Source organism: Streptomyces sp. NPDC051738 (genome assembly GCF_044453205.1).
Taxonomy (GTDB): domain Bacteria; phylum Actinomycetota; class Actinomycetes; order Streptomycetales; family Streptomycetaceae; genus Streptomyces.
The window spans coordinates 1-18,233 of record NZ_JBITCM010000044.1 but is presented as its reverse complement, the minus strand read 5'-3'; the positions used below and the strand labels follow the sequence as shown (position 1 = coordinate 18,233).

Annotated in this window: 16 protein-coding genes and 3 pseudogenes; 10 read left to right on the top strand and 9 right to left on the bottom strand. The window is 70.3% G+C overall.

The genetic code is table 11. The features are described 5' to 3' along the window. Positions 1-349: 349 nt before the first annotated feature. A pseudogene (locus tag ACIA8X_RS46530) lies at positions 350-763 on the top strand (transporter); the annotation flags it as partial. Positions 764-1,028: 265 nt separating this feature from the next. On the opposite strand, the gene ACIA8X_RS46525 reads toward ACIA8X_RS46530, so the two are convergent. The 3 genes from ACIA8X_RS46525 to ACIA8X_RS46515 form a co-directional block, all read right to left on the bottom strand. Next, positions 1,029-1,319, bottom strand: a complete 291-nt coding sequence (locus ACIA8X_RS46525; protein ID WP_399460778.1) for a restriction endonuclease — start codon at positions 1,317-1,319, stop codon at positions 1,029-1,031. Positions 1,320-1,592: 273 nt separating this feature from the next. Further along, positions 1,593-2,570: a M56 family metallopeptidase gene (locus ACIA8X_RS46520; protein WP_399460777.1), complete on the bottom strand. Its 978-nt coding sequence runs from the start codon at positions 2,568-2,570 to the stop codon at positions 1,593-1,595. 3 nt (positions 2,571-2,573) lie between these two features. Then, complete coding sequence (locus ACIA8X_RS46515) at positions 2,574-2,954, bottom strand: BlaI/MecI/CopY family transcriptional regulator (protein ID WP_393462861.1); 381 nt, start codon at positions 2,952-2,954, stop codon at positions 2,574-2,576. Between the two features lie 112 nt (positions 2,955-3,066). On the opposite strand from ACIA8X_RS46515, the gene ACIA8X_RS46510 reads away from it, so the two are divergent. The 3 genes from ACIA8X_RS46510 (at position 3,067) to ACIA8X_RS46500 (ending at position 6,750) form a co-directional block, all read left to right on the top strand. Next, complete coding sequence (locus tag ACIA8X_RS46510) at positions 3,067-3,843, top strand: GNAT family N-acetyltransferase (RefSeq protein WP_393462860.1); 777 nt, start codon at positions 3,067-3,069, stop codon at positions 3,841-3,843. A 218-nt stretch (positions 3,844-4,061) separates the two neighbouring features. Further along, positions 4,062-4,679, top strand: coding sequence for a M15 family metallopeptidase (locus ACIA8X_RS46505; RefSeq protein WP_393462859.1), 618 nt, complete (start codon positions 4,062-4,064; stop codon positions 4,677-4,679). Between the two features lie 112 nt (positions 4,680-4,791). Next, positions 4,792-6,750, top strand: a complete 1,959-nt coding sequence (locus ACIA8X_RS46500) for a copper resistance CopC/CopD family protein (RefSeq protein ID WP_399460776.1) — start codon at positions 4,792-4,794, stop codon at positions 6,748-6,750. Here the strand turns inward: ACIA8X_RS46500 and ACIA8X_RS46495 are convergent. Beyond that, positions 6,737-7,294: an MFS transporter gene (locus ACIA8X_RS46495; protein WP_393462857.1), complete on the bottom strand. Its 558-nt coding sequence runs from the start codon at positions 7,292-7,294 to the stop codon at positions 6,737-6,739. The two genes, ACIA8X_RS46500 and ACIA8X_RS46495, sit on opposite strands and share 14 nt — an antisense overlap. Before the next feature lie 34 nt (positions 7,295-7,328). Between ACIA8X_RS46495 and ACIA8X_RS46490 the strand changes: the two are divergent. Then, positions 7,329-8,042 (top strand): annotated as a pseudogene (locus tag ACIA8X_RS46490) (pyridoxal-phosphate dependent enzyme); the annotation flags it as partial. Beyond that, positions 8,039-9,286, top strand: a complete 1,248-nt coding sequence (locus tag ACIA8X_RS46485) for an MDR family MFS transporter (RefSeq protein ID WP_393462856.1) — start codon at positions 8,039-8,041, stop codon at positions 9,284-9,286. The pseudogene ACIA8X_RS46490 and the gene ACIA8X_RS46485, both read left to right, overlap by 4 nt. A 3-nt stretch (positions 9,287-9,289) precedes the next feature. Here the strand turns inward: ACIA8X_RS46485 and ACIA8X_RS46480 are convergent, their stop codons facing one another. Continuing rightward, the gene (locus ACIA8X_RS46480; RefSeq protein ID WP_393462855.1) at positions 9,290-9,679 is read right to left on the bottom strand and encodes an ArsR/SmtB family transcription factor; all 390 of its coding nucleotides are present in this window, start codon (positions 9,677-9,679) and stop codon (positions 9,290-9,292) included. 134 nt (positions 9,680-9,813) lie between these two features. On the opposite strand from ACIA8X_RS46480, the gene ACIA8X_RS46475 reads away from it, so the two are divergent. The 4 genes from ACIA8X_RS46475 (at position 9,814) to ACIA8X_RS46460 (ending at position 14,778) form a co-directional block, all read left to right on the top strand. After that, complete coding sequence (locus ACIA8X_RS46475; protein ID WP_393462854.1) at positions 9,814-11,793, top strand: heavy metal translocating P-type ATPase; 1,980 nt, start codon at positions 9,814-9,816, stop codon at positions 11,791-11,793. Then, complete coding sequence (locus ACIA8X_RS46470) at positions 11,790-12,185, top strand: (2Fe-2S) ferredoxin domain-containing protein (protein ID WP_393462853.1); 396 nt, start codon at positions 11,790-11,792, stop codon at positions 12,183-12,185. The genes ACIA8X_RS46475 and ACIA8X_RS46470 overlap by 4 nt, the downstream gene beginning before the upstream one ends. Before the next feature lie 882 nt (positions 12,186-13,067). Continuing rightward, positions 13,068-14,078, top strand: coding sequence for an IS110 family transposase (locus ACIA8X_RS46465; RefSeq protein ID WP_393462852.1), 1,011 nt, complete (start codon positions 13,068-13,070; stop codon positions 14,076-14,078). Between the two features lie 205 nt (positions 14,079-14,283). Continuing rightward, complete coding sequence (locus tag ACIA8X_RS46460) at positions 14,284-14,778, top strand: hypothetical protein (protein ID WP_393462851.1); 495 nt, start codon at positions 14,284-14,286, stop codon at positions 14,776-14,778. Positions 14,779-15,048: 270 nt separating this feature from the next. On the opposite strand, the gene ACIA8X_RS46455 is transcribed toward ACIA8X_RS46460, so the two are convergent. The 4 genes and pseudogenes from ACIA8X_RS46455 to ACIA8X_RS46440 form a co-directional block, all read right to left on the bottom strand. Further along, positions 15,049-16,251 (bottom strand): IS110 family transposase, encoded by a 1,203-nt coding sequence (locus ACIA8X_RS46455; RefSeq protein ID WP_393462850.1) that lies wholly within the window; start codon positions 16,249-16,251, stop codon positions 15,049-15,051. 199 nt (positions 16,252-16,450) lie between these two features. Then, positions 16,451-16,711, bottom strand: coding sequence for an SDR family NAD(P)-dependent oxidoreductase (locus tag ACIA8X_RS46450; protein WP_393462849.1), 261 nt, complete (start codon positions 16,709-16,711; stop codon positions 16,451-16,453). Between the two features lie 30 nt (positions 16,712-16,741). Beyond that, positions 16,742-17,330, bottom strand: a pseudogene (locus tag ACIA8X_RS46445) (alkene reductase); the annotation flags it as partial. Between the two features lie 118 nt (positions 17,331-17,448). After that, a complete protein-coding gene (locus tag ACIA8X_RS46440; RefSeq protein ID WP_393462848.1) occupies positions 17,449-18,126 on the bottom strand; it encodes an SDR family NAD(P)-dependent oxidoreductase in 678 nt (225 codons plus the stop codon). Positions 18,127-18,233: the final 107 nt, after the last annotated feature.

The following is an 18,233-nucleotide window of genomic DNA, read 5'->3' as shown; positions in this document are numbered from 1 at the left end:
ACCGACGACACAGCCCTGCCCACCGAACTCACCGCATAGCCTCAAAACGAGATCACCGAGTGGCCGTCGATACACCACTCCAGCGGACGTGACCCCGCCGGTTTGCTCCGGCGGGGCCTCTTCCTATGGCTGGTCAAGATGGCCTGAGGGCTCCATCGTGGGCTCCGTTGTACTCGGGCTCGCCGCTGTCGAGCACCCGAAGCAGGGACGTGGTGACGACCCGCGTGCTGCGGCCGATGCGGAGCACGCGGCACGGGAACTTCCCCTTGCGAACGCGGTCGTAGCCCTTCGCCCTCGAGAATCCGAACGCCTTGGATGCTTCCTACACGCTCCCTGTCCCGCCCCAGGTGGCACGGAGTCCGCAACGTCGGTCATTGGGCAGTTGGCCGCTCCCCGGCGGGTTCGACGGCGTGGGGCCGGGCTGCCGACCGACCGACGGCAAGACGGCCCGATGACCGAGCTGGCCGGAGCGGTCGACGAGGTGCTGGCCGGCCTCGGGGCTGGCGTCACCCAGGTGCAGCGCAAGCAGTACGCGGCCTACCAGCGGCTGCGGAACTTCGCCTGCGTGCTCGCGCCGCAGCAGACCAAGCTCCTCGTCTACCTCAAGGCGGACCCGAAGGCGGTCGGCCTCGTGCCGGGCTTCACCCGGGACGTGACGGGGCTAGGCCACCACGGCATCGGCGACCTGGAGCTGCAGTTGCGCACGGAGCAGGATCTTGAGCGGGCCCAGAAACTGTTCCGCCTCAGCTTTGCCGCTGTGTAGCGGGCCAGTGGCCGGTGCGGGCATGTGCGGCTGGGATCTGTAGTTGTGGGCTGCTGGCGTGGTGCTGCCTTTCGACGGGGCGGTCAGGGAATGGCGGTGGAGCCATAAGGATGCGGCGGATCCCCGGTTTCGGTAACCGGGTATCCGCCGCTATGTTTCCGCGCTCTTCGGGCAGGACGAGGCGGGATGGGCTGCACTCTCGGTCAACGGCCCGTCCGGGTGCTCAGAAGTCGGAGCCCAGTAGCGTCAGGGGGCGACGTTCAAGCTATGCGAGTCGGACTTTTTTGCGTAGCCAGCTGGTCACATCGTCTTGCTGTTCGAGCAGGAGGACGAGTTCGCGAAGATCGCCTAGGACGATCACTCGCTGGTTTAGAGCGCGCGTGCTTTCCTCAAGTGCTGCTTTCGTGAACCTGGATGGGGAGATGAATAGGGCGCGGACTTCCGTTCGGCTATACACGCGCACCAGATGGCGGCTCATCGTGTTGATCTCGACCGGCGCGCCCCACCACTTGATCTCCACGAGGTACTGGGACCCGTCGACTTCTAGCTCGATCATTCATGAGGTTCCGTCAGCTTGCTGACGGGGCGTTGCGTTTGTGTAGCGGGGGTGGTTTCGGGCTGGGGCAGACTGAGAGGCCCGGCTCTCGCGTTGGGTGGAACGCCGCTGTGACCTGTGGCTTTTCGCGGTGTCTCCAGCCGTGTCCAGCCGCTCAGCGTAACGACCGTGTCCGGATCCTCTGGGACGGCTCCGGGTGTTCCCGCTCTTTTGACGGCGTAGTGCTACGGCGCCTGCAACACCGCACCCAGCATCGCGATCTCGTTCGGATAGTCAGCGCGGGCAGTGCTCCCCGCAGTGCGCCGTGTCCGCGACCGCGAACGCCGGGGCGAGCACCATGGCCGCCGGCAGTGCGAGCACGGCGACCGTGGCGCAGGCGATCAGTACGGGCAGCAGACGTCGGCGTGGTTCGGGGCGGGCGGCGAGGAGGCGGCGGATGCGCTCTGCCGGGTCGGGCCCGCTCAGGGCCAGCGCCGCCGAGCTGCCGGGTGAGGGCGCGACGGTGCACATCTCCAGCAGAGCCGAGGCCACTGTCCGCGATCCGTGCTGTGCGGCGGCATGGTCGTCGGCGGCCATCTCGGCGAGCCGCTGGACCTGGCGGGCGTAGCCGCGCAGCGCACCGCTCCAGCCCACCGCGGCGGTCACCACTTCGGCCGCCAGGATCATGCGGTGGTGTGCGAGTCGCAGATGTCCCCGCTCGTGCGCGACCGCGGCCGCCAACTGCTCCTCGGTGAGCAGGTCGACCGTGCCGCGGCTGACGACGATCCGGTCCCTTCCGCGGCTCCCCGGTACGCAGAAGGCGGTGGGCGCGGCCTCGTCCAGGATGTGCACGTCGGCGAGCCCGCCCGCGCCGCGGCTGCCGAGGGCGTCGGTGATCAGCCGCGTCTTGTCCCGTTCCCGCTGTACGGCGAGGTAGCGGTGGGCCGCCAGGGCGGTGACCGCGGTGGCGGCGAGCAGGAGCAGGAACACTGCCGAGTCGGCGACCCCCTCGATGTGCCATGCGCCCGCGTAGGCGGCGTGGACCTGGGGTTTGCCCGCGTGGAAGAGCCAGACCACGGCGTGCTCCCACAGGTCGTGCGCCGTCAGGATGAGGGCTGCGGCGGTGGAGCTGAGGAACGTGAACGCGCAGGCGTGCCAGGCCCGCAGTGCGGCCCGGGGATGCCCAGCTGTCCACGAGGCCCGGGTCAGCACCCGGTCGCCGACGAAGCCCAGCAGGGCGGCGTAGGCGAGGAGAGCGGCGATGACCGGCACGGCTCAGCTCCCGCCCGCCGGATCCGGGCCGGCCTGCGGCTCGTTCAGCGCGGCGCGAAGAGCCGCCGCCTCATCGGCGGTGAGCTGTCCGGCGAACCGCAACAGGGCGCCGGTCCGGTCGTTGGAGGCGTCGAGAGCCTGGCCCATGAGCGCGGCGGTGTAGTCGTCGGCCGTCCGGGCGGCGGAGTAGCGGTAGGCGCGTCCGTGCCGGACCCGGGTCAGCCAGCCCTTCTCCCGCAGGCGCTCCGTGACGGTCATGACCGTCGTGTAGGCCAGCCGGCGCTGCTCCCCGAGGGCGTCGACGATCGTCTGGATGGCGATGGGCTCGGCACTGCGCCACACCACCCGCATGATCTCCGCCTCCAGCTCCCCGAACGCTCTCACGCCCACTCCCTCCCAGATCCGTCCCGGTGTGCGGCACCCAGTCTGCCGTACGCCGCAGAACTTCGACAGCGCGTAGTAGATTTATTTCTACGCCACGTAGTAGTTTGCGGATGTGGATGCCGACCCTCGCGCCTCTGCGCTGCCGAACGCTGCCCCCACGGTCCCCGACCGGGACCGGCCGACCACTCTGCTGCGTCTGCCCGCCCCGCGGCTCTCCGCGGAGTCCGACGCGCCGCCCGTCTCCCTGCGGTTCATGGACACGAGCCATCTGCCCTTCGTAGTGAGCGAGCACCGCCGCCTCTTCCCCGACGGCTTCTTCGCACGCCTGGGCCCCGCCTTCCTCACCGCTCACACCCGTACGTACCTGACCAGCCCGCACGCCACCGGGTTCGTCGCCGAGGTGGACGGAGGACCGGTCGGATATGTGGTCGGCATCGTCGATCCGGCGCTGCACCGCCGCCACCTGCTCCGCGCGCACGGGGCGGGGCTGGCGTTGCGGGCTTCAGCGGCCCTCGCGGTCCGTCCCGCGCTCACCGCCCACTTCCTGCGGACGAGGCTGCCGCGCTACTCCCGCAAGTTCATGTCCGGACGGCGCGCGGAGGCGCTCGCCACACCGCAGCCGCATTCCCCCCACGGCCGGGAGGCGGTCCTCGCCCATGTCGCGGTGCGTGAGGAGTACCGCTCGTTCGCCATCGGAGGCCGGCTAATCGAACGGTTCGCCGACTTCGCCGTCCTGGCGGGCTGCACCCGTATGTCCTTGGTCACCGCCTCCGGGCCCGCCGGGGCGGGGCCGTACTACGAACAGAGGGGCTGGCAGCAACGCGGGGAGACCCACACCCCGGACGGCAAACACCTCCTGGTCTACGCCCGCCCTCTCGACCCGGCCTGACAGCTCCGCGACGCCTCCGCCTGCACCCTCCAAAGGAACCCCCTCCCGTGACACCCCCACGCCGCGCCCCACAAGTCGCCGCCGCCCTCCTCGCCCTGGCATTGGCGGCGACCAGCTGCGGCAGTTCCGACGCGCCTCCGCTCCAGTGGCCTGACAGGAAGTCCCCACCGAACGCGAGCCCGAGCCCGACCACGCCACCCCCGCCGACGGCCGACCCGGTGACCGAAGAAGTTACCGTCGCGCAGTGGCAGGTCATGGTCGAGGCCGGGATGTGGCGCGAGGGGTGCCCGGCCACCCGCGAGACACTGCGCCGCGTGGAGGTCAACTACTGGGACTTCGACGGGGAGATCCAGCGCGGGGTGCTCGTCGTCAACCAGGACATCACCGCCAGCATCTCCCGGATCTTCACCCGGCTCTTCGACGCGAAGTTCCCGATCTACCGCATGCAGGGAGTGGAGGCGTACGACGGGGACAACAACGCGAGCCTGGCCGCGAACAACACGGCCGCCTACAACTGCCGCCGCGCGAACCAGATCAACGCGCCACTGAAGGAGTCGCCGCACGCGAACGGCCGGGCCATCGACATCAACCCCTTGCAGAACCCGTGGAAGGACCTGCGCTGCAAGTGCTGGTCGCCGAATGGCACGTACGCCGACCGCACCCCGGGCAAGGGCAAGATCCTCAAGGGCGGTGTGGTCTGGAAGGCGTTCATGGACGAGGGCTGGATCTGGCAGAACATCAAGGTGCCCGACTACATGCACTTCGACACCGGCTATCCCTCGGCACCGTTCACCGGCATGGCGTCGCCCCCGTCCTCACCCACGCCCTCGGGGTGATCGTGCACGGCGTCGCTGATTCGGAGCGGTGAACAAGAGCACCGGATCAGCCGTACGACGCAGGAGGACCGCTGGCAGAGTGCCGCGCACCGACGCCTGAGGAGGCCGTCCGTTGACCACCCATCGCCCGGGACGCCGAGCCGCAGCCCTCGTCGTGCTGCTGGGAACGGTCCTCGCCTTCCTGCTCGCCGGCGCCGGCCCCGCCGCCGCACACGCCAAGGTGCGTGCCACCGACCCCGCCGAGGACGCCGTCCTGAAGACCGCGCCCCGCCAGGTCACCATGACCTTCACCGAGCCGATGACGCTGTCCGAGGACTCGATCAAGGTCCTGGCCCCGAAGGGCAGGCGCGTGGACACGGGCGCGACGGACCACGTCGGCTCCGACCGCGCCACCGCCCGCGTGGCCCTGGACGGTGGTCTGCCCGACGGCACGTACACGGTGTCGTGGAAGGCCGTCTCCGCCGACAGCCATCCCGTCGGCGAGGCGTTCGTGTTCTCCGTGGGCGCGCCGTCCCCGACCCGGGCCGTCGTCACCGACGCCACGCCCGGCGGGGGACTGGTGGGCGCCCTGTACTCCACGGCCCGCTACCTCGCCTACCTCGGTTACGTCCTGGCAATCGGCGTCGCCGCCTTCCTGCTCGTGTGCTGGCCGGGCGGCAGCAGCCGACGGCGGCTGCGCCTACTGCTCCAGGCCGGCTGGTCGACCCTGTTGGTATCCGGCCTGGCCCTGCTGGCGCTGCGCGTCCCCTACACCTCCGGCAAGGGACTCGGCCAGGCATTCGACCTGACCGCCCTGCGCGGCACCCTCGACACCGATCCGGGCACTGCCCTCGTCGTACGCCTCCTGCTGCTCGGTGGTCTCGGCTTCTTCCTCGTCGTACTGGTGGGTCCTGCTGTCCGGTTGCACGGCCGCGTGTCCGAATCGGACGAAGCCACTGAGGTGCCTGCCGAAACTGAGGTGCCTGCCGAATCGGCGAAAGGCAGCCGCCACCCCGCCCTGACGGCGCTCGGCGCGTTGATCGCCGTGGCGCTGGCCGGCACCTGGGCCGTGACCGGCCATGCCGCCGCCGGCTCGCAGACCGCGCTCGCTCTTCCGATGGACGCTCTCCATCTGCTGGCCGTGGCGGTGTGGCTGGGAGGACTGGCCGCGCTCGTCACGGTCCTTGTCCGCGCTCCGGAGGGCGAGGAGGTGCCCGCCCAGGCGGTCGCCCGCTTCTCCCGTCTCGCGTTCACCGCCGTGGCCGTCCTCGCTGGCACGGGCCTCTACCAGTCGTGGCGACTGGTGGGCTCCTTCGATGCGTTGGTGTCCACCGGCTTCGGCAGGCTCCTCCTCCTGAAGACGGCGGCAGTGGTGGCGATGCTGACCGCGGCGTCGTACTCCCGCCGCTTCACGGCCCGCCTGCGGCAACCGGCAGCCGAGGCAACCGCCAGGGAACCAGAGGGGGCCGCGCTCGCCATGGCGACCTCGTCCGGCCGTCCCGCACTGTCCGGCGAGGTCCCGAAGGGCTCCCCGCCCACCCACGGGGAAGCCGACTCCGCCGACCCCGGCGCAGGAGAACCGGTGACCGGGACGAGCGAGTCAGTGACGCAACAACGGCTGCGGCGCTCGGTGGCGGTGGAAGCCGTCCTGGCTCTCGTGGTGCTCCTGGTCACCACGCTGCTCACCGAGACCACCCCCGGCCGGACCGACGCGGCAGCCGCACCGGCGTCGGTCGCTGCCGTCGTGCAGCCCGCCGGCGTCAGCCTCACCGTCCCCTTCGACACCGGCACGAAGTACGGCAGCGGTACGGTCCTCATCTCCCTCGACCCCGCGACCGTCGGCCGCAACGAGCTCCAGGCCGTCGTGTACGCCGTCGACGGCGGCCTCGTCACCGTGCCCGAGGTGCGGATCACCTTCACCAACACCGAGCGCGACATCGGCCCGCTCGACGCCGGTCTCAGGAACGTGGGCGGCTACTGGGCGAACGGAAACCTCCAACTCCCCACGGCCGGCAAGTGGCAGATGGCCGTCACTGTCCGCCTCACCGACATCGACCAGACCACCGAGACGGCTACCGTCACCGTCCGCTGAGGAATGAGTGGTGCAGTTCGTCGGCCACGAAGCCGTGGCTGTGCCGCCAGCTGCCCCCGACCCGGGTGGCGTCGATGAGATGGGGGTGACCGTCGTGGAGGTCGATGTGCTCGTGCTCGACCGGCGCCGTCTCCCGCGACGGCCACAGCCGCACCGCCAGCACGGACGCCGCGAGGGCGATCCCACCCAGCCCTACCACGGCCGCTTGCAGTCCGGCCTCTGCACTGAGCCACCCTGCCAGCGGATACGTCAGCAGCCAGCAGCTGTGAGAGAGCGAGAACTGGGCCGCGAACGCCGCCGTCCGCTGCTCGGCCGGTGCTGAGCGGCGCACGAGCCGCCCGGTCGGGGTGAGCACCGCGGAGCACGCGGCACCGAAGGCGGCCCATGCGGCCAGCAGCGCGGGCCAGCGCCAACTCCCGTCCGGCGAGGCGGTGATGGCCCCGAGTCCGGTGAACACGACCGCGAGCAGCAGTGCGGCGGGCAGTATCACGGCCCGGTCGGAGATCTTTTCCAGAACCCGGGGGAGGAGAAGCGCCACGGTCATGGACCCGGCGCCGAACGCGCCCAGCGCGAGCGACGGCGGCTGGCAGGAGGCCCGCCGCGAGCGCGTCGCCGAACTCCTGGCCGAAGCGCCGGACGGGTACTGCCCGGACCAGTACCACAACCCTGACAACACGGCCGCCTACCGACCGCTGGCCGCCGAACTCATCGCCCAGCTCGGGCGCATCGACGTTTTGGTGGCGGCGGTAGGCACGGGTGGACACTCGGCCGGCATCACGGCGGGGCTGCGTAGGTCGTGGCCCGAGCTGAGGCTGATCGGCGTTGACACCGTCGGCTCGACCATCTTCGGGCAGCCTGCGGCACCCCGGCTCATGCGCGGCCTGGGGTCGAGCATCCACCCGTCGAACGTCGACTACGAAGCCTTCGCCGAGGTCCACTGGGTGGCCCCGGCCGAGGCGGTGTGGGCGTGCCGTCAGCTGGCCCGCCGTCACTACGCGTCCGGCGGCTGGAGCGTCGGGGCGGTGGCGATGGTAGCCGGGTGGGTGGCACGGACCTGTCCCGTCGGCACCAGGATCGTCGCTGTGTTCCCCGACGGTCCGCACCGCTACCTGGAGACCATCTACAACGATGCCTGGTGCCGCGAACGAGACCTCCTCGGTCATGAACCTCCGCCGGAGCCTGACGAGATCGCCGAGCCGGACGAGTGCGTCGTGACTGCGTGGACGCGATGCAGCCGGGTGCGGGATCCGCTGGGGCGCGAAGCAGCCGCAAGGCAGGCGGGTGCACGATGAGGCGGCTGCGGACCCAGGTGGCTTCCTTCGATCGTCCGGCCCAGCTGTTGATGGTGAACCAGTTCGCCATCAACCTCGGCTTCTACATGCTCATGCCCTACCTCGCCGACCACCTTGCCCACGGCCTCGGGCTCGCCGCCTGGACGGTTGGCCTGGTGCTCGGCGTACGCAATCTCTCCCAGCAGGGCATGTTCCTCATCGGCGGCACCCTCGCCGACCGCTACGGCTGCAAGCCGATGATCCTGGCCGGGTGCGCCCTGCGGACGGTCGCTTTCGGGCTGCTCGCGGTGGCGGGCAGCCTGCTCGCTCTGATCGCCGCTTCGGCCCTGACGGGCCTGGCCGGGGCGTTGTTCAATCCGGCCGTGCGGGCGTATCTGGCGGCGGAGGTCGGCGAGGAGCGGCGCGTCGAGGCGTTCGCCGCCTTCAATGTCTTCTACCAGGCGGGCATCCTTGTCGGCCCGCTCGCCGGACTCGCCCTGCTGACTTGGGACTTCAGCGCGGTGTGCGCGGTCGCGGCGCTCATCTTCGGGGTGCTGGCCGTCCTGCAGGCCCGTGCTCTGCCGGCCCGCCCGCCGAAGGACCGGGGCGCGGACCCGGCCTGGCGGGCGGTGGCCGCCGACTGGCGCACCATCGCCGCCAACCGGCCCTTCCTGCTCTTTGCCGCCGCCATGTCGGGCTCGTACGTCCTGGCCTTCCAGGTCTACCTCGCTCTACCGCTGCGTGCACGCGAACTCTTCGGCGAGCGGACCGGGTTGGTGACGGGAGCGGTCTTCGCCGTCTCGGCGCTGGCCGCGCTGTCGGGGCAACTGAAGCTAACCGCCTGGGCGAAGCAGAACCTGTCCGGGCCGCGGGCCATCGTGTACGGACTGGTGGTGATGGGGGCGGCCTTCCTGCCGCTGCTGCCCGGGTCGTACGACGCCGTGGTCGGGGTGGTCGGTCTGACGGTGTGTGCGGCGCTGCTGGCTTGGGGTGGGGCGCTGCTCTACCCCTTTGAAATGGACACCGTCGTACGGCTCTCCGGGGACCGGCTGGTCGCGACGTACTACGGCGCCTACAACACCGCCTCCGGCATCGCGATCTCGCTCGGGAATCCAGTGGTCGGAGCACTGTTCGACGCGGGAGTGCGCTGGCTGCCGTGGGCGGCGCTGGTGGTCACCGGGCTGGTGTGTGCGGGGCTGGTGGAGTGGTTGCACCGCGCCGGTTATCTCGCGTCGAGGCCGCCGGCGGTTGCTGTGTCGGGGTGAGGCTCAGCGGGCCCCGGCTACCTCGGCCGGGGCCTTGGCCGGGGTGTCGCGCAGGCCGAGGCGCAGGTGCTCGACGTGGTAGAGGGCCTGTTCCAGGAGTTCGGCGACGTGGTTGTCGTACAGGGCGTAGATGACGGAGCGGCCCTTGCGCTCGCCGGTGACCAGGCCGAGGTTGCGCAGCAGGCGCAACTGGTGGGAGCAGGCGGACTGTTCCATGCCGACGGCGTCGGCGAGTTCGGTGGCCGCGCAGGGGCCCTCCTGAAGGCGGGCCAGGATGCGCAGCCGGGAGGGGGTGGCGAGTGCTTGGAGGGTGGCGGCCACGTCGGCGGCGCCCACGGTCTCCAGGCGCTCGCGCGCGGTGGCGGTGGTCTTGGCGTCAGCTCCGTGGCCCATGGCCCACATCCTACGGAGCAGGACCCATGAATGCATGAATGGGTCTTCATGTAGTCCTGTACCGTGGAGTGAGCGGCGCTGGATGTTCCGGCTGCCGTCACCTCGTCATGCCGTCGTGAAGGAATTCCGCTCCGATGACCTCCACCGTTACCCCGCCCGTGGCAGACCGGGCCGCGCCCGCGCGGGCAAGCGATGCCCCGCGGCGCCGTACCCGCGTCCTCGCCCTGCCTGAGGCCCGCTGGGCGGCCGCCGCCACCGTCTTCTTCCTGCTCGCGCTGCCCCTTCAGCTGAGCGGCGCTCCGGCCTGGGCATGGGGCCCGCTGTACGCGTTGTCGTACGCGACCGGCGGCTGGGAGCCCGGCTGGGCCGGTCTGCAGGCGTTGAAGGAGAAAACCCTCGATGTCGACCTGTTGATGATCGTCGCCGCGCTGGGGGCCGCTTCGATCGGCCAGGTCATGGACGGCGCCCTGCTGATCGTCATCTTCGCGACCTCGGGTGCCCTGGAGGCGCTGGCCACCGCCCGGACCGCCGACTCGGTGCGCGGCCTGCTCGACCTGGCCCCCGCGACCGCCACCCGCGTGGATGGCGACGGCAGCGAGGCGTCCGTCGCCGTCGAGGACCTGTCCGTCGGCGACACGATCCTCGTACGCCCCGGCGAACGCATCGGCGCCGACGGCCGCGTCCTCGACGGGGCGAGCGACGTCGACCAGGCCACCATCACCGGTGAACCCCTCCCCGTGACCAAGGAGAAGGGCGACGAGGTCTTCGCCGGCACCCTCAACGGCACCGGCGCGCTGCGGGTACGGGTCGAGCGCGATGCCTCCGACACGGTGATCGCCCGGATCGTGCGAATGGTGGAGGAGGCGTCCGAGACCAAGGCGCCGACCCAGTTGTTCATCGAGAAGGTCGAGCAGCGCTATTCGCTGGGCATGGTGGCAGCGACCCTCGCCGTGTTCCTCGTCCCGCTCGCCTTCGGGGCGAACCTCACGGACTCGCTGCTGCGGGCGATGACCTTCATGATCGTCGCCTCGCCCTGCGCGGTGGTCCTGGCGACGATGCCGCCCCTGCTGTCGGCCATCGCCAACGCCGGCCGCCATGGTGTGCTGGTCAAGTCGGCCGTGGTGATGGAGCGACTCGGGCAGATCGACGCGGTGGCGCTGGACAAGACGGGCACGCTGACCGAGGGCACCCCGCGGGTCACCGACGTCCGGCCATTTCCGCAATCCGGACTGGACGAAGGGGAGTTGCTGGCCCTCGCGGCGGCGGCCGAGAACCCGAGCGAGCACCCCCTGGCCCGGGCTGTCGTCGCCGCGGCACGCGAGCGAGGACTCACGCTCGCACCGGCGGAGAACTTCGACTCCGCACCCGGAGTGGGAGTGACGGCCACCGTCGACGGGCGCGCGGTCGCCGTCGGTGCCCCGGCCCGACTGCTGCGGGAGACCACCGACGCCGCCTCCGCCCGCGCGGCGGTACTCGCCGGTGAGTTGGAGGAGGACGGCCGGACCGCCGTACTGGTCACCCTGGACGGAGTTCCGGCCGGTGTGCTCGGCATCGCCGACCGCCTCCGCCCCGACGCGCGGGAGACCGTGGCGTCGCTCGCCTCCCTCACCGGGACCGCGCCCCTCCTGCTGACCGGCGACAATCCCCGTGCGGCGGTCCGCCTCGCCGCCGAGGTCGGCATCGAGGACGTTCGGGCCGGACTGCTGCCGGAGCACAAGGTGCAGGCAGTCCGAGAGTTGGAGGACGAAGGCCGCCGGGTGATGGTGGTCGGCGACGGTGTCAACGACGCCCCGGCGCTGGCCGCCGCGCACACCGGCGTCGCCATGGGCCGGGCGGGCTCCGACCTGGCCCTGGAGACCGCCGACGCGGTGATCGTCCGTGACGAACTCGCCACCGTCCCCGCCGTGATCGCCCTGTCCTGCCGGGCCCGCACACTCGTCGTGCAGAACCTCGTCATCGCCGGAGTCTTCATCGCCGGCCTGGTCGTCTGGGACCTGGCCGGCAACCTGCCGCTGCCGCTCGGCGTCGCCGGACACGAAGGTTCCACCGTCATCGTCGGCCTCAACGGGCTGCGGCTGCTGCGCGAATCGGTCTGGCGACGGGCCGCCGAATGAGCCGCCGCAGGGCTCCTGCCCAGGCAGCTCCCCGGTGCACGGTCACCGTGTGCCGGGGCTGCTGCTGCGGCACCCCCAAGGTCCCCGGCGTCGACCACGCCGCTCAACTCGCGCACCTGAAAGCCGAGTTGGGATCCATCGCCCAGGTTCGGGCGGTGAACTGCCTGGACGCGTGCGAGCAGGCCAACGTCATCATCGTCCAGCCCTCCCCGGAGGGTCGGGCCGCGGGCGGCCGGCCGGTCTGGCTGGGGCTGGTCAACGACCCCGACGCGACGGCAGACATCGCACAGTGGGTGCGCTCCGGCGGACCCGGCCTCGCCGATCCGCCCGAGATCCTGGACCTGTACGAGTTCGGGCCGTCCCGGAGGGTGCGGCGGGTTCTGGAGGGCTGAGCGTGGCCCCTCCCCACAGATGGCGTGCTTCGGCAACTGGGCCAAGGCTAGGCGGGCGGTGGTGATGTGGTCGGCGGCGGTGTTGCTGCCCGCGTTTCTGGGCCGCAGGACAACGCCGCGCTTCATCGCATCGTGTTCACCCGCCTGCGGATCGACCCGCGCGCTCAGGACTACTACGAGCGCCGGATCAAGGAGGGGGAAGACCCGGCGCGAAATCGTCCGTTGCCTCAAACGCTATGCTGCCCGGGAGGTCTTCCACCTGGTCAAACAGATACGGCCAGCACCCCGCTCATAGGGGCAGTGACAGCAATGTGACACGTAAGGGCCACTGAGGCCCCCTGCCAGATGCTGGCAGGGGGCCTCAGCGTTCGCCAGCGGCGAGGTCGCTTACACCGGTGCGGCGTCTGTCGTGACGCAACTTGAACCAAGATGTCGGCCTCTGTGCCGTATAACGATCAGCCGGTGTCGGGTCCGCGATGCCCCGAGAGCTGGGACTGAGCATGCTCTCTGTTTCCAGGTGGGAATGCTGTGACGGGCGGGAGGATTGGTGGGTGCTGTCCCGGGTCCTGCGGGGTCTGACTCATGACATCTCTGATCGGAGCGTCTGAATTTCGCAGTGTCGGCTGTGGGCCGGGGATGGTGCGTTGTCGGTGCCGGGCTGGCGGGGTGTGTCCCGATAGGGGCCTGCCGAGTGTTGTGGCGTCCTAACGATTCTGACCGTCTGACGCGGCCCGGTTCCGGCGACGCGACACTTCGTCGGATCGGAAGGGGAACGGTCATGTCTACTTCGACGGTGCCCAGCACCACCTCGCCCCGCAGACCCGCCGTCGCCGTGCTGGGGGAGAGGTGGTGTTGGGGGTGGACACGCACCGGGATGCACACGTGGCTGCGGTGCTCTCCGTGACCGGGGCAGTGCTGGCCACCGATGAGTTCCCGGCCACCGCAGCCGGTTACCGGGATCTGCTGAAGTGGGCCAGGAAGTCGGGTGTGGTGAGGCGGGCCGGGGTTGAAGGGACCGGCTCCTACGGGGCGTCCCTGTCGCGCTATCTGCTGGCGCAGGGCGTGGACGTGTTGGACGTGAACCGGATGGACCGCGCGGATCGCCGGCGGCGCGGCAAATCGGATCCGCTCGATGCCCAGAACGCGGCGCGAGCCGTGCTGAGCGGGCGGGCCCGCGCCCGGGCCAAGGCAGGCGACGGACCGGTGCAGATCGCGAGAATGTACAAACTCACGAAGGCGTCGGCCGTCAAAGCCCGCACACAGGCCATCAACCAGCTCAAGGCCGTCCTCGTCACTGCCGACCCCGCCTTGCGGGAGGAGCTGACCGGGCTGGGCAATGCAGAACTCTTCCGTACCTGCGCGGGGTTCGCCGAAGTGACTAGTCACGAGGAGGTCGGCGAGGAGTCGGTGCTGCAGGCCACGCGGATCACACTGGGCCTGCTGGCTGGCCGGATCGGCCAGCTCTCCGAGCAGATCCGGGATGTGGACGCACGGCTCGCCCGGCTCGTTGAAAGTCATGCCCCGCAGCTGCTGGACGTGGTGGGGATCGGCCCGGACACGGCCGTCGCTCTGCTGATCACGGTGGGGGACAACCCGGAACGTCTGGGCAGCGAGGCGTCCTTCGCCGCTTTGTGCGGGGTCAGTCCCGTCGAGCGTTCCTCGGGACGCCGGCAGTTCCGCCGTCTCAACCGCGGCGGTGACCGTCAGGCCAACGCCGCGCTCCACCGAATCGTGTTCACCCGTCTGCGGGTCGACCCGCGCACGCAGGACTACTACGAGCGCCGGATCAAGGAGGGCAAGACCCGGCGCGAAATCATCCGGTGCCTCAAACGCTACGCGGCCCGGGAAGTCTTCCACCTCATCGGGCAGCCACAGCCAGAACTCCGCGCATAGGGGCGGAGACGCTTCGGTCGGCGCCGACGGTAGGCAGCGCAGCTGTGCTGCCGAATTTCGGCCAAGTTGGGGTGAGCGCATGCGGACGTAGCCGGACGTCCACGGACTGACACGAACACAGTGAGAACCACTGAGACTGAATGGGACTGTCCGGGTTCAATCCATGATGGGTTACCTGCTTTGCTCTGCGGGCCACACTGCATCCATGACGAGCTTTCAGCAGCGGAAAGCAATAGGTGACGCGCACGAGCGGTACGTCGCCGAACAACTCGCCGGGCGAGGGTGGCATGTCGACTTCTGGGGCCAAGGGCAGCTGAGCCGGGCGCTTCAATGTGCGCTCCGGAAGACCGACAGTTCCATTCGCTGGTTCCCGGATCTCATTGCGGCGAAGGCCAAGGACCTCGTACTGATCGACTGCAAGGGCGGCATGACCAGCAGGCGAACGGGCCGGCATGCTGTCGAACGGTCTGCGGTGCTGGCGCATTTGCAGCTCGTTGCCTGGACGCAGCTTCCGGTCTACTACGTGTTCGACGGCCTGGATGTGCGCTCGCCGTACGACGTGCTCGTCGCGGGGGAGAAGAGGCCGCACAGCATTGCAGGATCGGGCGCCCCGTATTTTCTGATGTCTACTCAGGGAGCCCGTCGCTTCGACGATCTGTTCGGCACGCCGGACGTCGCCCAGTTGGGTATTGCCTCGTAGCCTTGGTAGTTGCTCGCCCGGACGCCTTTACGCCGGAGAGGGAGGCTGCGGCCGATAGGGCGCGGGCCTGCGTGGAACGGCGCGCCGGTGCCGATGTCCTCGTCTGCTCCGGTCGAAAGCGCCGACCCGGCAGGAGCGGCTTCTCCCGTTCAGTGGGATCAGCCGGCGGCGGACCTGCGTCTCAATCGGATCGGCTGAGGCGAACCAGCCGTCAGCAGGTATGGCGCGACCACGTTGACGGTGATCGCTTCGGGAGTCTCAATGTTGAAGTCAAGCTGCCTGCGTGACCGGCGGGGCGGAGGTGAAGAGCCGGTTGGCGCGCAGGAGGGCCCACAGAACGCCGGCCCGTCGGCGGGCCAGGGCGATGACGGCCTGGACGTGCTTGCAGCCTTCGGCCCGCTTCTTGAGGTAGAAGTCCCGGTTCGGCCCGTCGCGGACGATGCTGGTCTGGGCGGACATGTAGAAGACCCGTCGCAGGCGGCGGCTGTAGCGCTTGGGCCGGTGCAGGTTGCCGGTCCGGCGGCCGGAGTCACGCGGGACGGGCACCAGCCCGGCGGCGGAGGCAAGATGGCCGGCATCGGCGTAGGCCGTCAGGTCCCCGGCGGCGACGAGGAACTCGGCGCCGAGGATGGGGCCCATGCCGGGCAGGGACTCGATGATCTCGGCTTGCGGGTGGCTGCGGAAGGTGTCACGGATCTGCTGATCGATCCGCTTGAGCCGGTCGTCCAGGGCCAGGATCTGTGCGGCCAGGTCGGCGACGATCTGGGCGGCGACATCCTCACCCGGCAGCGCCGTCTGCTGGGCCTGGGCGGCTTCGAGCGCGGTGGCCGCCACGGCATCGGGGCCGCGCACGCTGCGGTTGGCCAGCCACGCCGTGAGCCGCGCCCGGCCACGTCGGCGGAGGGCGGCCGGGGTCTGGTAGCCGGTCAGCAGCACCAGCGCACCCTTGTGGGACGAGTAGTCGAAGGCCCGCTCCAGCGCAGGAAAGACGCCGGTCAGCACGTCGCGGAGCCGGTTGATCATCCGGACTCGGTCGGCGACCAGGTCGGTGCGGTGGGCGGTCAGCAGCGCGAGGTCGGCGGCAAGCTGGGCCGGCACGTCGATCGTGGCGAAGTCCCGGCGGTGACGGGCAGTTTCGGCGATGACATAGGCATCGCGGGCGTCGGTCTTGGCCTCGCCCCGGTAGGCGCCGGACATGCGGTTGACGGTGCGGCCGGGCACGTAGACAGCCTGCTGGCCGTGGGCGGCGAGCAGGGCCAGCAGCAGCGCGGAGGACGTGCCGGAGATGTCCACCGCCCAGGACACTGCGTCGGCGAGGCCCAGGATCTCGCCGAGCGCGGCCAGGATCGCCGCCTCGTCGTTGTCGATCTTCTTCGACCACACGGTCGCACCGGTTTCGTCGACCACCGCGGCCCAGTGATGGCCCTTGCCGGCGTCGATGCCGACCCATACCCGGGCCCGTCGCTCCTCCACTCGCCCCTCCTGGTCCCGCACAGCGTGCCGTCAGCCCGAGGAACACCCCGCTGTCATCTCCGTAATCAGCGACCGCACACGGCGCGCACATCTCAATCAGCAGCCAGGGCGCCCCGAAGAGCCGGGCGGCCACTCCTGAAAAGCCACTGAAGGCAAGAACCCATAAGCCACACCCGGCCCTCCCGGGCCACCAAACAACTTACGGAGAGCCCATGACGCCGGCGTTGTGGATGACGGCATCGAAACGGCCGAACTCACCGGCCTGCCGGGCAACGCCACGGATCTCGTCCAGGTCGGCGAGATCCCCCGTGACGACGCCCTTCCAGCGTGCGGCATCGCCGGCGTCAGTGAGCCGGGCCGTGTTGCGGACATGAACCACGACGTCGTGGCCGTCGACCAGCGCCTGCGCCGTGTTGCGCCCGAGCCCGCTGGAGGCCCCGGTCACCAGGATCAGTGCCATGTCGATCGTCTCCTGTCTGCGGGGGTGCCTTCAGCCGGTGTGGGTGGGGTAGTCGGTATAGCCGGCCGCTGTGCCACCGTAGAAGGTGGCCGGGTCGGGGGTGTTCAGCGGCGCACCGGCACGCAGGCGTGCGACCAGGTCGGGGTTGGCCAGGGCGAGGGCGCCCACCGACACCAGGTCGGCCGTGCCGTTGTCGATGTCCTTGGCGCGGGCGGGGAGCTCGGAACCGGCCCGGTTGAGGATCAGCGCGGTCGGCCACTGCGCGCGCAGGGTGTCCAGGAGGACCTCGTCGCCGAAGTGCATCACGTGCAGGTAAGCCAGGCCGAGCGGGGCGAGCGCGTCCAGGAGCGCCGGGTACAGCACGGCGGTGTCGGACTCGGCGATGTCGTTGTACGTATTGCCGGGCGAGAGGCGGATGCCGGTGCGCTCGGCGTCGATCTCGTCGGCCACGGCGGCGGCGACCTCGACGGCGAAGCGGATGCGGTTCTCGATCGAGCCGCCGTAGGCGTCGGTGCGCCGGTTGGTGTTGTCGGACAGGAACTGGTGCACCAGGTAGCCAGCCGTTCGCGCCCGGGATCTCCACACCGTCCGTGCCCGCCGCGATCGCGGCCGCCTCAGCCCCCGGCGCCCCTTGGTCCCCGGCCGTGCTGGGGTTACCGAGGGGCAAGGGGTGTCGGCGGCGCACTAGCTACCTTGTACGCGGACAAGAGGGAAGTGGCCGTCAGGCCGGTGTGATGTCACCGGCTGAAAACGCGTTCGGCCTGGTCGCGGTGGGTGGTGTGGAGTTCCCAGTAGACCGGGGAGATCTCCTCGGGCTTGGCCGTGGGGAATCCGGGCACGACCGATGTGCCGATCGATACGTCGATGCCGATGTGGGCGGCCTGGACGCCGGTGCCGTTCAGCTCCTTGTGCAGGTTGATCGCCCAGTTGCGCAGGGCCGCGGCGGCGGCGTTGACGTTGCCGACCTGCGGCACAGGGTCGATGGAGCCGGCGCCGGTGGTGAACAGCAGGGTGCCCGCGCCGGACTCGCGCATGGCGGGCAGCACCGCACGCGTGGCGGCGATCGCCCCGTAGAGCTGGAACTCCATCTCGTGCTGCACGTGCGCGGCTTCGGTCGCGCTCGGGGCGGTCAGGACGGTCGAGTCGAACCCGCCGACCGGGGAGTACTCCAGGACGTCGATGGAGCCGAAGTGCGCGGCGGCGTCCTGGAGCGCCTGGGTGAGCGCGTCGCGGTCGAGGACGTCCGCGGGGAAGGCCGCGGCGGTGATGCCTTCGGCGACCAGCTCGCTGGCCAGACCCTCGAGCTTGGCGCGGTTGCGGGCGATCAGTGCGACGTCGTAGCCGTGGGTGCCGAAGCTGCGCGCTATGGCGAGACCCAGCTGGGGACCGGCGCCGACGATGACGATGGTGGGCATGGGAAAACCTTCCCTAGAGGTTGTCCCGTATGGGGCGTGAGTTATCCGGTGAGGGCCATGTTGTGGAGCCGGGCGATGCCGAGCATGGCCTGGTGAACGCCGTTGCC